The sequence below is a fragment of the Aquimarina discodermiae genome, from assembly GCF_040786235.1.
Taxonomy (GTDB): Bacteria; Bacteroidota; Bacteroidia; order Flavobacteriales; family Flavobacteriaceae; genus Aquimarina.
Map to the genome: position 1 here is coordinate 21,029 of NZ_JBFMKP010000017.1, position 13,722 is coordinate 34,750.

At 33.8% G+C, this 13,722-nt stretch carries 15 protein-coding genes; 2 read left to right on the forward strand and 13 right to left on the reverse strand.

The annotated features are described in order from the left end of the window. Window positions 1-182 precede the first annotated feature (182 nt). The 13 genes from atpG to ABW636_RS12310 form a co-directional block, all read right to left on the reverse strand. Entirely contained in the window at window positions 183-1,046 is an 864-nt protein-coding gene (gene atpG, locus ABW636_RS12250) for an ATP synthase F1 subunit gamma (RefSeq protein WP_367590305.1), read from the reverse strand. A 30-nt stretch (window positions 1,047-1,076) separates the two neighbouring features. Next, window positions 1,077-1,418 carry a four helix bundle protein gene (locus tag ABW636_RS12255; RefSeq protein WP_367590306.1) on the reverse strand — a complete coding sequence of 114 codons (342 nt, stop codon included), beginning with the start codon at window positions 1,416-1,418 and terminating at the stop codon, window positions 1,077-1,079. Between the two features lie 28 nt (window positions 1,419-1,446). After that, the gene (gene atpA, locus ABW636_RS12260; RefSeq protein ID WP_367590307.1) at window positions 1,447-3,024 is read right to left on the reverse strand and encodes a F0F1 ATP synthase subunit alpha; all 1,578 of its coding nucleotides are present in this window, start codon (window positions 3,022-3,024) and stop codon (window positions 1,447-1,449) included. Between the two features lie 78 nt (window positions 3,025-3,102). Next, window positions 3,103-3,630, reverse strand: coding sequence for an ATP synthase F1 subunit delta (atpH, locus tag ABW636_RS12265; RefSeq protein ID WP_367590308.1), 528 nt, complete (start codon window positions 3,628-3,630; stop codon window positions 3,103-3,105). Window positions 3,631-3,637: 7 nt separating this feature from the next. Beyond that, window positions 3,638-4,138, reverse strand: coding sequence for a F0F1 ATP synthase subunit B (locus ABW636_RS12270; RefSeq protein WP_367590309.1), 501 nt, complete (start codon window positions 4,136-4,138; stop codon window positions 3,638-3,640). An 84-nt stretch (window positions 4,139-4,222) separates the two neighbouring features. Continuing rightward, complete coding sequence (gene atpE, locus ABW636_RS12275) at window positions 4,223-4,414, reverse strand: ATP synthase F0 subunit C (protein WP_053970734.1); 192 nt, start codon at window positions 4,412-4,414, stop codon at window positions 4,223-4,225. A 33-nt stretch (window positions 4,415-4,447) separates the two neighbouring features. Then, on the reverse strand, window positions 4,448-5,515 hold the full coding sequence (atpB, locus tag ABW636_RS12280; protein WP_367590310.1) for a F0F1 ATP synthase subunit A: 1,068 nt from the start codon (window positions 5,513-5,515) through the stop codon (window positions 4,448-4,450). 122 nt (window positions 5,516-5,637) lie between these two features. After that, a complete protein-coding gene (locus ABW636_RS12285) occupies window positions 5,638-6,015 on the reverse strand; it encodes a hypothetical protein (protein WP_367590311.1) in 378 nt (125 codons plus the stop codon). 37 nt (window positions 6,016-6,052) lie between these two features. After that, window positions 6,053-6,286 carry an AtpZ/AtpI family protein gene (locus ABW636_RS12290; protein ID WP_367590312.1) on the reverse strand — a complete coding sequence of 78 codons (234 nt, stop codon included), beginning with the start codon at window positions 6,284-6,286 and terminating at the stop codon, window positions 6,053-6,055. A 255-nt stretch (window positions 6,287-6,541) separates the two neighbouring features. Next, window positions 6,542-6,988 carry a bactofilin family protein gene (locus ABW636_RS12295; RefSeq protein ID WP_367590313.1) on the reverse strand — a complete coding sequence of 149 codons (447 nt, stop codon included), beginning with the start codon at window positions 6,986-6,988 and terminating at the stop codon, window positions 6,542-6,544. Between the two features lie 24 nt (window positions 6,989-7,012). Further along, complete coding sequence (gene porW, locus ABW636_RS12300) at window positions 7,013-9,661, reverse strand: type IX secretion system periplasmic lipoprotein PorW/SprE (RefSeq protein WP_367590314.1); 2,649 nt, start codon at window positions 9,659-9,661, stop codon at window positions 7,013-7,015. A 313-nt stretch (window positions 9,662-9,974) separates the two neighbouring features. Beyond that, complete coding sequence (locus tag ABW636_RS12305; protein ID WP_367590315.1) at window positions 9,975-10,667, reverse strand: ABC transporter ATP-binding protein; 693 nt, start codon at window positions 10,665-10,667, stop codon at window positions 9,975-9,977. A gap of 4 nt (window positions 10,668-10,671) precedes the next feature. Further along, on the reverse strand, window positions 10,672-12,147 hold the full coding sequence (locus ABW636_RS12310) for a DUF5687 family protein (protein ID WP_367590316.1): 1,476 nt from the start codon (window positions 12,145-12,147) through the stop codon (window positions 10,672-10,674). Window positions 12,148-12,377: 230 nt separating this feature from the next. On the opposite strand from ABW636_RS12310, the gene ABW636_RS12315 reads away from it, so the two are divergent. Both ABW636_RS12315 and ABW636_RS12320 read left to right on the forward strand, forming a co-directional pair. Further along, the gene (locus ABW636_RS12315; RefSeq protein WP_367590317.1) at window positions 12,378-13,430 is read left to right on the forward strand and encodes a 2Fe-2S iron-sulfur cluster-binding protein; all 1,053 of its coding nucleotides are present in this window, start codon (window positions 12,378-12,380) and stop codon (window positions 13,428-13,430) included. Between the two features lie 58 nt (window positions 13,431-13,488). Then, entirely contained in the window at window positions 13,489-13,716 is a 228-nt protein-coding gene (locus ABW636_RS12320; protein ID WP_367590318.1) for a hypothetical protein, read from the forward strand. Window positions 13,717-13,722: the final 6 nt, after the last annotated feature.

Genomic DNA, 13,722 nt, shown 5'->3' on the forward strand with positions numbered 1-13,722 from the left:
TAAAAACAAAATTGATACCAAAGATACTATATTGGTTTTGTTTTTTTGATATAGAAAAATAGCCTGACATAAACCTATATGGTTCCTTATATGAAACCAATTGTTTTTCAAGCATAACAGTAGCAACAAAAAAACCTCATAAGAAAACTCTTATGAGGGTTTATATTATAAAATAACTATCTCTAGTTATTCAATGCTTCTGCTCCACCAACGATCTCTAAGATCTCATTGGTAATAGAAGCTTGTCTTGCTTTGTTATAAGATAATTTAAGCGCATCTCTAAGCTCTGTAGCATTATCGGTCGCTTTATGCATTGCTGTCATACGTGCTCCATGTTCTGAAGCAAATGAGTCTCTAATGGCTTTATACAACTGCGTCTTAAGTGACTTTGGGATTAACTCCTCTACAATTTCCTCTTTAGAAGGTTCGAAGATATAATCTAAGTTTGCACTAGCAGTTTCATTAGCTACAGGAACTATTGGCAAAAACTGCTCTGTAGTCACCACTTGCGTAGCAGCATTCTTAAACTTATTATATACTACAACAATCTTATCATAAGAACCGTCGGTAAACAACTGCATCAACTCCTCTGCAATTACAGCAACGTTAGCAAAAGTAAGATCATCAAAAACTTCGCTCTTATTCGCTATCACTGTATGCGTTTTTGACACCACATCATTTACTTTCTTACCAATAGTAACAAAGTCTACTTGTTTACCTGCATATACGTTCTCATACAATTCTCTTGCACCCTTAATGATATTGGTATTAAAAGCCCCAGCCAAACCACGGTTAGAAGCAATTGCAACCACCAATACCTTATTTATGTCACGTTGTTCTGCATAAGTACTCGCGCTATCTCCTTCTAGAGAAGCACTTAGACTTTGCAATAACTCTGTTAATTTATCTGCATAAGGACGCATTGCTGTAATAGCCATCTGTGCCTTATTCAACTTTGCTGCAGATACCATTTTCATAGCACTGGTAATTTGCATCGTTGAAGATACAGAGGTTATTCTACTACGTAATTCTTTTAAGTTTGCCATTTCTTATAATTATGAATTCTGAATTCAGAATTATGAATTTTTAATTATACTCACCAAAAGTTTTATTAGCTCTTCGCATTTTTCACTTAACTTATTTGGAATCTCCATTGTTGTTTCCTCTATAAGGTCAAGCCAAAATAACGTTTCATCTGCTTCCTTCAGTGCAATACTCAATTTATTCTTAAAATCTTTAACGCTAACTCCTCTTTGCGATTCTCTAACATTAGCGCCTATACTAGTACCACTTCTTATAAGTTGACCAGCGATTTCATATTCATGTTTCTGCTTTAAGGTTTTACAAAAATTTACTATATCGCAACCGAAATAAAAGCTTTTATCTACAATTACATTATTTCTTTTTTTGTAAGCCATAAATCAATTCTGAATTTTGAATTCTGAATTAATTATATTTTGCCGAAATCTCTTTCGAAGCAGAAGTCAATACATCGATCACCTCGTCTGTAAGTTTTCCTGCTTTTAATGTATCTAGTGTATCTCTATGCTTAGCATTAAGATATTCTATAAAATCTCCTTCAAATTCTTTTACCTTATTTACAGGAACATCTCTTAATAAATTCTTAGAACCTGCATAGATAATTGCAATCTGATCTTCTACTGTATAAGGATCGTTTTGAGCTTGTTTTAAGATCTCTACGTTTCTCTTTCCTTTTTCAATTACATTTAAAGTAGCTGCATCAAGGTCAGAACCAAATTTAGCAAACGCTTCTAATTCACGGAACTGAGCCTGATCAAGTTTTAAGGTACCTGCTACCTTTTTCATTGACTTAATCTGTGCCGATCCACCTACACGTGATACAGAAATACCTACGTTAATTGCAGGACGAACACCAGAGTTAAATAAGTCTGAAGTTAAGAATATCTGACCATCTGTAATCGAAATTACGTTGGTTGGGATATATGCAGATACATCACCTGCTTGTGTTTCAATAATAGGAAGTGCTGTTAATGATCCGCCTCCTTTTACCTTAGACTTTAAAGAATCAGGAAGGTCATTCATATCTTTTGCAATCGTATCATCTGCAATTACTTTTGCAGAACGCTCTAATAATCTAGAGTGAAGATAGAAAACGTCTCCAGGATACGCCTCACGACCTGGTGGACGACGTAATAATAAAGATACCTCACGGTATGCCACTGCTTGTTTAGATAAATCATCATAAATGATTAAAGCAGGACGACCTGTATCTCTAAAATATTCTCCGATCGCAGCACCTGCAAATGGAGCATATACCTGCATAGGAGCAGGATCAGAAGCATTAGCCGCTACAATTGTAGTATATGCTAAAGCACCTTTATCTTCTAATACTTTTGCGATACCTGCAACTGTAGATGCTTTTTGCCCGATAGCAACATAAATACAGTATACTGGCTCTCCAGCATCATAAAATTCTTTTTGATTAAGAATGGTATCGATACAAACTGTTGTTTTTCCAGTTTGACGGTCACCAATTACCAATTCACGTTGTCCTCTTCCGATTGGTACCATCGCATCGATAGATTTGATACCTGTTTGAAGTGGCTCGTTTACTGGCTGACGAAAAACTACACCTGGAGCTTTACGTTCTAATGGCATTTCGAAAGTTTCACCTTCTATTGCTCCTTTACCATCGATTGGGTTACCTAGTGTGTCAACAACACGACCTACGATACCCTCACCAACGTTGATAGATGCAATACGCTGTGTACGCTTTACCGTTGCTCCTTCTTTAATTTCTGTTGAAGAACCTAAAAGTACTACCCCAACATTATCTTCTTCAAGGTTAAGTACGATACCTTCTAACCCAGATTCGAACTGCACTAACTCTCCGTATTGAGCATTAGACAATCCGTATACACGAGCGATACCATCACCTACTTGTAGTACGGTACCTACTTCCTCTAATGAAGCCGACGCTTCAAATCCAGATAACTGTTGTTTTAATATTGCTGATACTTCAGCAGGATTCACTTCTGCCATTTTATAATAGTTTAAAAGAATAAGCAAAACACTTATCCTATTATTATTAAATTAATATTTTAAAGTGCAATTACTTTATTAATTGCTTAATTCTCTTTTTAAAGTTGTAAGCTTATTTGCAATGCTAGCGTTATACTGTAAATCACCTACTCTTAATATAAATCCACCGATAATACTCTCATCGACCACATTCTCTAGAGTTGCATCATTACCTGTTAACTCTTTTACTTTTGCCAATACTACCTTGGTCAATGCTTCATTTAAAGGCACTGCAGTTGTCACTTTTGCTGCTTGAATGTTGTTTAGTTGATCAAACAAAACAATATATTGCTTTGCAACATCTGCCAACAAATCTACTCTTTTGTTTTCTATCAACACATCAAAAAGCTTTTGTGTTACCTCACCAGAACTTTTAAAGACTTCTTTTAAAGAAGCTAGCTTAACCTCATTTTTAATTAATGGGCTATTTAGTACCATTCTAAGCTCTGCACTACCATCAACAGTTTTGATGATGTCTTGCATATCTGCCTGAACATCTTGTGTAGCGTTTTTATCCTGAGCTAAGCTCAAAACTGCTTTTGCATAACGTATTGCTGCTCTACTCATCTAATTTTTAGTTTAAAGTAACATCTTCTAGCATTGACTCAACCAATTCTAATTGTTTGTCATTGCCAGATAATTCTTTCTTAAGCATTTTTTCTGCTATCTCTACAGATAATCCTGCTACTTGATTTTTTAAGTCTGCAATTGCTGCTTTCTTCTCACTAGCAATTGTAGCCTGTGCCTGAGCAACTATCTTATCAGCTTCTGTTTGCGCTTCTGTCTTTGCATCTGCAATCATATTCTCTTTAAGCTGTCTAGCCTCCTTAAGCATCCCATCGCGTTCTGCTCTTGCCTCATTTAAGATACGCTCGTTATCTGCCTGAAGGTTTTGCATCTCTTTCTTTGCCTCTTCTGCAGACTCTAATGCATTTTTAATACCTTCTTCGCGATTATTAACCGCATCCAAAATAGGTTTCCATGCAAATTTTCTAAGTAATAATAGTAATCCTACAAAAATTAAAATTTGCCAGAAAAACAGACCGAACGAAAAATCATTAATTAACTTCTCCATGATTAATTATGTTATGTTTTTTAATGTTTAATTTTAAAATTAGAACAATAGCTATAACCAACCGTTATAGCTATTGCTTGTAAATTACGCTGCAAATAAGGCAGCAAATCCAATACCTTCGATAAGTGCTGCTGCAATAAGCATAGCAGTTTGAATTTTACCAGAAGCTTCTGGCTGACGAGCGATAGCTTCCATCGCTTGACCACCGATTCTACCGATACCTAAACCAGCACCGATAACGATTAAACCTGCTCCTACAATGTTTGGAATTGTCATAACTATTATAATTAAAAATTAAACTTTCAAATCTTAATGATGTGCCTCTTCATTTGCCATACCAAAATACAGCGCAGACAACATCGTAAATATATATGCTTGTAATGCCGCCACTAATAACTCTAGTATTGACAGTGCAAATGCTAATCCAAATGATAGTGGGCTTCCAATCCAACTCTTAAATAAGAAAATCATTCCTATAATACTCATTAATACCACGTGACCAGCAGTCATGTTGGCATACAAACGTATCATTAATGAAAATGGCTTGATAAACACCCCTAATAATTCGATAGGCGCTAACACAACCTTCATAAAAGTTGGCACACCAGGCATCCAGAAAATATGTCCCCAGTAGTTCTTATTAGCAGTAAGGTTTGTAATCAGAAAAGTTAATAACGCCAAGGCAAAAGTCACAGCAATATTACCTGTAACATTTACTCCTAGTGGAGTCATTCCTAAAAGATTTAAAAACCAGATAAAAAAGAACACGGTAAGCAAAAAGCTCATGTACTTTTTATATTTCTTTTCTCCAATATTAGGGATTGCTATTTCATCTCTTACAAATAACACTAAAGGCTCTAAGAAACGACCCACTCCCGTAGGAATACTATTATTCTTTTTGTACGACTTTGCAAGACCTCTAAACATAAAAAACATAAGAAGACCAATCAACAACATACTTACTACATTTTTTGTAATAGAAAAGTCTAATGGTTTTGCATTGGTTGCATGATGCTCTTCATCATATGTAATAGTACCCGCTGCATCTGTCTTATAAATTTTACTATGGTATAGCTTGTAGAAATTACCATCTACTTCTGCCACTGTTTCACCGTGATGAAACTTTGAAGAAGAAAAAACTTTTAATCCGTTATCCCAAAGAATTACTGGTAACGGAAATCCAACATGCGAATTTGCTTCTTTATCAGAAAACAATGTAAAATCATGTGAGTCCTGAAGGTGATGGTTTATAAACTCTTTGATCTCTGACTTCAAATCTCCTTTCCCTTCCTTTTCGGTTTCTTTTGCGAACAAATTCGAAGAGGTAAAAATCAGTATAAAAATCAATAAAATCTTAACTACAGTACTTTTTTGCATCACGCGTAAAATTTCGGTTCCTAAATTTCGGTGCAAATGTACATAATTATGTTAGATTCTTAAACTATTTTGACTAAATAAGTTGAATTATCTTTGATTTACATTAAAATACTGAAAATCAATTATTTGTGATTATTCAGGATTTTAGAAATACAGATCACCTCAAAGATCAAGCAGATAACATAAGCAATAAAGAAATCTACAAAGGTGTTTTTATTAACCTCTATATCTCCTATTTTACAGATAGCCATAAAGATACCGATCTTTATCAAACTACCTGCCATAAAAACAAAGCCCAATTGATCATTATATTTTTTGCTTAAAAGAGTCATTGCAATAATAAATAGAATAGCAAACAAACTATTAAAAATATAGGACAACTGAATAAGCGGTATATCCCTATCAAGAAAGAAAGCATTAATAATTCCTATTTGAATCAAATAACTACTTATAACTACTACAATAAAAAGAATTAAAAGGCGGTATAGGTTTTTACCCATAGATTGAGAAGATTATTTACAAAAAACAACCGATTAATCATTTGTTTGGTCTATTAATTCTATCGAGTTGTTTTATTACCATGTACAGTGAGACAACAACTCCCAAAATAACAAAAACCATAGTAAACCATTGTTTTTCATATTGATAGTGAGCATCTAACTTTTTACCGGCATAGGCTGCCAGAAAAATGGTAGCCCCCATCTGAAATGCTATTCCTGTGAGGGCAATATATTTATTTAAGGATTTTTTGTCGCGATTTTTATCTTTCAAAACGTTTTTCTTTAGTTAAGAATCTACATCAAGATATCTTCAGTATCAAGAAATTGAATAGCCAACAAAAACAACGATATACTAACGTCAGACTTTGTAACTATCTTATTTCTTAGAACATCTAAAAATAACCTGATTTTTACTTTTAAAACATTAACCAAATAATCATGGGATAATACAATCCTTTATGAAATATTATAATGCCATTGTTCTAAAGCTCTTTCACTAAAGATACGTAAAAAAAGTTATTTCTGACTATGCAGATTTTCCTTGACCCGCTCCTGCAGGTTCAGGTTTTTGTGCACCAGAAGAAGGCTTACTTAACGACTTAACACCGCCTTTCATAGAACATGATGCATTAAAGTTTGCTCCTGGCTCTACTGCCAATTTACCTACAGATACTTCACCTTCTATTTGCGCAGTCGGTTTTAATGATAACGTATTTGAAACAATTAGGTTACCCGAAAACTTACCTTCAAAATCGGCATCAGAACACTCTAAGGTACCCTGAATAAACCCTGATTTACCTACCACAACTTTACCTGTGGTTTTAAATGTACCTTCGATAATACCTTCTATTCTAAAACCTCCTTCAGAAATAATATCGCCAACGATTTTAGTTCCTTCAGAAATTTTATTTTGATTGCGTGAGAAATCGGTCATGCTGCCCTGGTCTCTTCCTTTTTTATTGTCTGAAAACATAGTATAAAGGGGGATTTAAAATGATTATTCTGTTTCTTCTTCTTCTATTTTGGGACCTTCTTGATTATAATTCTCTAGATTCTTATGAATCTGAAGCACTCGATAGTTAGGTGATGAAATAGTAAAATAAGTTGCCTCTACCTTAGCAAAATACTTCTTTTTTCTATTCCATTTGGTAAGATCGACTCCTCTGGTATCCTCTATCTTTCCTAAAGATAGTAATTCTCCTAATCCTTCTGCTGCCAATCTGTTACTTCTAGTATGTATAACTACAAATTGTTGGTCTTTAGTATACGCATCTAAAGAAACCTTCATTTTATCATATTTAAGTTCTTTGACAATGGTTTCTACCAGCTCTTTAAGGTCCTGTGCCTGGTTCTCTCCATAAATCGAAAACGTATACATTAATTTATGATTTTCCTGATCATCGGTATTCTCTAAAAACACTTTACTTTCTATCTGCGGAATGGTATTTCTATATACCATTTGCGCTTTTTTACCCTCTGGACTTTGTGGATAATTAAGTGCTACATAATTGAGTGCTTCTTTATAAGCTTCAAACCCTCTATAACGACCAATCGCCTGTGCTTTTAACAATTCAAACTTCGGTAAAAAATCATCATCATCTCCAAACTTAGTAATTAATTCATCGCTTTCTTTTATAACAGAAGCATACTTTTGATTCTGAAAATCACTATATAATCTATTATATCTTGATTTTGGACTATTACTATCATCCTGTAACTCTTCATCCGGATTCTGAAGAATTTTTGCATAACGAGATTCAGGATGATTATTAATAATATCCCTCATATACTCATTAGCCTTTGGAGCATTTCCTTGAACCTGATATATTTTATGTAAATTATATTTTGAAGGAACTATCAATCGTTCTTCTGGGTCATTTTGTAATACCCCCTCTAACTTACCAATTGCCAAATCGTATTCTTGAAACTTCTCTTTATAAATAACTCCCAGCTGATAGTATGCAAAATTACGGCCGGTTTTTAAGCTATCCAGTATTGCTGGATCTGTTGGCAATTGTGTTATATATGTCTGAGGATCAAAAGCTGGATCTGTGTCTATCGAATACTCTTCTCTTTCTGGAGCGTCTTCTTTTTCTACAAATTCTTTTGGATTCGAAATACTAGATATTCTCCAGTTATCTTGTAACTCTCTGTTACCGTATGTTCTCTTAAAAGCAGTTTTACCATAGGCCACAGTGGTTTGATTATAAAAATAAAACGTACCTCCTTCTTTATCACCTGTTGTTGGCCTTACTCCTCCTACTTTTGGCTGATTAAATCTTTTCTCTGCAGGAAGTGCTTCTTTCATTCGCTCTATCTCTGCGGCTTTCTCTCTTTGTATTGCTTCTTCTTTTAGCGCATTGGTATACTCTTGATAATACGCTAACCTTTCTTGTGGCGACATAGCTGCCACATTAAGAATACTATCATTAACTTTCGAGATACCCTCATATAAAATCACATCATCGAGGTTATCTCTTTTTTTCTTTAGTACTCTATATCTTTTAGAGTCTACAATCATTTTTTCTAATGTACTATCGTAGTAAGCACCAGAAATGGTATACTCTTTTCTATCAAAACTAATATCTCCCAGAGTATAGTAATTAAGTGATTGCAGATAGGTGTCTTCAGAGTCTGTTCTAAGTGACTTTTTATAATAAGCTACTGCCAGATCAATAGAATCCAGAGTTTTGAAATACTCTGCTTTTTGATTGTATATTTTATCTAAAAAGGGTCTGTTTTCTCTATTCTCTTCAAGGTCTGTTAATAATTCCAGAAACTCTTCCTTATTATCGGTTTCATAATCAAAGTTTCTGGCTTTGGCCATATAGGCATTCATCATATACCTTCTTGGAGCTCTTCTGTTTAAATCGATCACCTGATCAAAAACATAATTAGCACTATCTTTAAGACCAAGCTCATTTAGCAATTGCCCCTTTATATAAAGATACCTTCCTTTTTCTTCGTTTTTTCTGGTATGAATAGCCGCTCTTGAGATATAACTAATTGCCGAATCTTTTTGTTTTAGATTAACATAAGCTTGTGCAATCATTGCAGAAGCATCTGCATAATCCTGCGGGTCCATATACTCTTGCTCAATCATGCGGTTAAGATCAGCTATTGCCTTTTCATTATAATCTAGACGCATATTGGTTTTGGCTTTCCAAACCTTGGCATGATTAATTGTATTACTAGTAGGATATTTGTAAAGTATATAGTTAAAAGCTTCTAAAGCGGGAATAAAACGTTGCTCAAAATATCTTGCTTTACCCAATAACAAAAAGGCTTCATCAATTTTTGGATTGCGCTCTCTACCATCGATTAGCATAGTATGTTTTTGAATAGCTTTTATCGCTTTCTCTTCTGCTTTATCAAAATTAGCATTAAGTACTTCATTAGGAAGTCTAACATCTTCACTTACAATCATTCTTTCTATTGGCAGCAATTCCCAAAAATTGTCCTTGTAGTTTTGAACAATATCTTCTTTACCTAAATCAAAAGCTAATCTACCATTGTAAAGTGTATTGTTTTTTGTGGTAATATCATGCCATGCACGATTTACAAACTTGTCTTTTTTACGTGAACAAGCAAACCCTACAACAATCAAAAGTAGCACCAAGGCGATTTGTGATATTTTTTTCCCCAAATCAGATAAAATTTATAAGTGTGATAACTAAAAAACTTGCGTTTTAGTGTGTTAATCAAGTACAAAAATATAATGTACGTGGTAAAAATACATTTCTTTCATTAAAAAAGAGGCGGTTACTCTACTTTTCTCTTTAAGAATACACTTTTTAAGAAATATTCTTATGTATCGCAAGTAAATTTATGATCCTTTCATAAGTAAGAATATATTTTACCGCATAACTATTTATAAAAAGCTAAATTTTTATAATTCACTAACAGAGCTGGTTACTTAACCAATCAATTTTTTCATAAAAAAACCACACCGATTTCTTCTAGCTAAAATGCTCTTCAAGTTCTTTTAATGTTTCTTCCGAAGTTGATAAGTCTTTAACGACTTCTCCTTTATCCAATACCACTATTCGATCGCAAACTTCTGTAACATGCATCAAATCATGACTGGATACCAAGATGGTAACTTCAGAGTTTGCCGATAATTCTTTAATTATGTTTTTTAAACGAATCTGTGTTGTGGGATCCAAATTCGCAAAAGGTTCGTCGAGAATAATAACCTCTGGATTACCAATAAGTGCAGCTACTATTCCTACCTTTTTTTGGTTTCCTTTTGAAAGATCTCTAAGGTATTTTTTCTGACCCAGGATTTCACCATGAAAAAAATCTTCGAAATTTAAAATCAAAGCATCTACTTCTTCTTTACTTTGTCCTCTAAGATCTCCTATAAAATAAAAATACTCTTCTGCTGTTAAATATCCAATCAAAAAACTCTCATCGATAAAAGCAGAAGTAATAGATTTCCATTCTTCACTTTCATCTACTCTAATACCACTATTTTCTATATATCCTGTGGTGGGTTGGATAAGGTCTAATAATGCGCTAAATAGGGTTGTTTTTCCTGCTCCGTTATTGCCTACCAACCCAAAGCTAGTCCCTTTTTCAATCTCCAGGTGATCAATAGAAAGCACCTTACTTGCTGCATACGTTTTGGAAAGATTTTGTATTCTAATCATAGTCCTACTTTTTTTGTTTATAAGCATGAATCGTTTTGTACTTTTCTGCTTTATAAATTTTTTCAATTTTATCAAAAACAATGTTCTTAAACATAAAGCCCGAGATACCTGCTATAGTCACCAAAGCATATCCCGCATACATATTATAGGCATAATGTCCAATTGCATACAAGATCATCGGTAATGCCATTTTGGGCAGCGCCAACATCATGGTTTTTATATTAAAAGCTTGTTTGTCGCCAAATGCATTTTTATTACTGGTAAGATCAATCGGGCTTTTTACATAAGCACCTGCCCATAATACGATATGTGAGTTCACACCAATATTATATACTGCTGCTACAAGTATAGCGAGATACACATCCCATCCATAGTATAAATATCCAGACGCCAGTATAGTAGAAATCAAAGTTGCCACCACCATAAGCCACCATTTTGAAGACAAATATTCTTTATATCGTATATTCTGGCTCATCATTAAGGGATAATAAGAACTATCCCAGCTTGGTACAAACTGGCCAAAACTTAGCAAAAAACCACCAGTAACAAAAATAGCCGCAAAAATCCTCCAAACAGGTCCTTCATATGCCTCTACTGTGCCTGTAAAAAATAATAATCCATAAAACAGAAATAGGCAACTTACCAGAACCGTAGACCTTGGCCTTTTATTTCTCTTAATAAGTTTGATATCATTCTTTAGGAATGCTGCACTTTTCCCAAATCTATCCAGCCATTCCAGATTTTCTGTGGTGATGTTTTTGGTCTTAACACTTAATCCTGCATCCAAATATAAATCCCCAACAAAAGATCGAAAAGCCCACAAAATCAAAATCAGAGTTATTGCGATTGGTATTGTAATTAAAACAGGTGTATCATACATTCCTTTGAAGAAAGGTGCTGTATATACCGTGATGTCATAATATCCAAAATAGTGTAATCCTCCTAAAACAAGTACAATACCTGCAATGATAAAAATAAGGTTGTCCTTTTTATTTAAAAGAATGTTTAAAAAGTTATTGCCATATACAAGAGCAATCAAACCAATATGCCATACTATTACATTAGCTGGCAAATAGCCATTACTAATCAACACCATAGAAAAAGGAATAAAAAAGAAAGCATGTATAATATTAAAAAATGAAAACACCGTTTTTCCAAAAGCAAAAAAGACGATTTTACTTTTATTAAAAGGGAGTGTTAGCAGTGGCTTAATATTGATAACTGGCATTTTTTGTAATGCATATCTAAATACCAAATCTGCCACCCACCAATAGATCAAAAGTTTATTAATCATCACAAAAGGATCCAGGCACAATTTATCTTTGATAAAAAAGAATGAACCTACTCCTGCAAAAGCAGTCATTGTAACAAACCATACTACCCAAAAACCCATAAACAGCTTCATAAACAAGCTTGAGGTTAAAGCGGCCGATCGCCAAAATGATTTCCATTGTAATGTTAGAAAGTGCTTAAACATCATATCATAAAGAATGTTAGTACTTTATTTAGTACCTAAAACATCTTTTTTGTTACAAATTATTCCCTTTTGCCAGCTCTATAGATATAATTTTTACATAAAATAGTACTGCTTTACATTCATTTCTTACTTTTGCAAAAATTTTAAATGAATTTTGACCAAATATCAAAATTCGCATAACATCTAATGTCCTATTTTAGAAATAGTACAGATCAGAATTTATTATAATTGTAATGTCAGATTTTAATACCCTAGCTATAAAAAATATAATTCGTGAAACTCCTAAAGCGGTTTCTATAGAATTCAATGTTCCTTCAGAATTAAAAAACGTGTATTCATTTATTCCGGGACAGTATATAACTATAAAAACAACTGTTTCTGGAAAAGAGATTCGAAGAGCATATTCTATTTGTAGTACTCCTAAAAGCGACATTCTTAAAGTAGCTGTAAAAGAAGTCGAAAATGGTACTTTTTCTGTTATTGCAAACACTTCGTTAAAAATAGGTGATACACTTGCTGTACATACGCCAGAAGGTAATTTTATACTACCTCCAAATGCTACTGCAAATAACACTTATGCTGCATTTGTTGCGGGTAGTGGTATTACACCAGTATTGAGTATGGTAAGAACTATTTTAGAAGAAGAGCCAAATAGCCGTTTTGTATTGGTTTATGGTAATAAAACTCGACAGGAAACTATTTTTCATGAAGAATTAGTAGCATTACAAGCAAATCATAAAGATCGTTTGTTTATTGAGTTTGTTTATAGCAGAAGTCAGGAAGATAATGCATTGTTTGGTAGAATTGAAAAATCGACAGTCAACTATGTTCTAAAGAACAAGTTTAAAGACACTAACTTTAAAGCATTTTATCTGTGTGGTCCAGAAGAAATGATCACTACAGTTACAGATAATTTGGTAGAAAATGGCATCCAAAAAGATACCATTCATTTTGAGTTATTTACCAGTAGTGCAGCCGAGGCAGACATTGATGAAGCTCTGGACGGAAAATCAAATATCACAGTTCTTGTAGATGATGAAGAGTTTACGTTTGTAATGGATCAGAAAAAAACAATACTGGATGCTGCCCTAGAAGAGGATATCGATGCTCCATATTCATGCCAGGGAGGGGTTTGTAGTTCATGTATATGTAAAGTAACAGAAGGAAGCGCTGTAATGGAAAAAAACAGCATCCTGACCGATGGTGAAATTGCCGAAGGATTAGTATTGGCTTGTCAAGCACATCCCACTTCTGGTTCTATTAAAATCGATTTTGATGACGTGTAAATGTATTTATTAGATTTAAAACACTTTTTTTGCAAATACATTTTTAGTATATTTGAGTATGTCACAAAGAAAGGAACAAATTAACAAGAGAATAATCACCTTTAAACACTCTGATTCTCCTCTAACAAGTAAACGTGTAAGTATCATTCTTAGCAATCGCACAGATTCTGCCAAACTTGCTAGTGCTGTAAGAGCATTACGACATGAAGGAAATTCTTCTTTCAAATTAACTCAAATCACCAAAGATAAAATCGAACAGGAGATTAAGAAACTAGAAAACGCTTAATGTAAC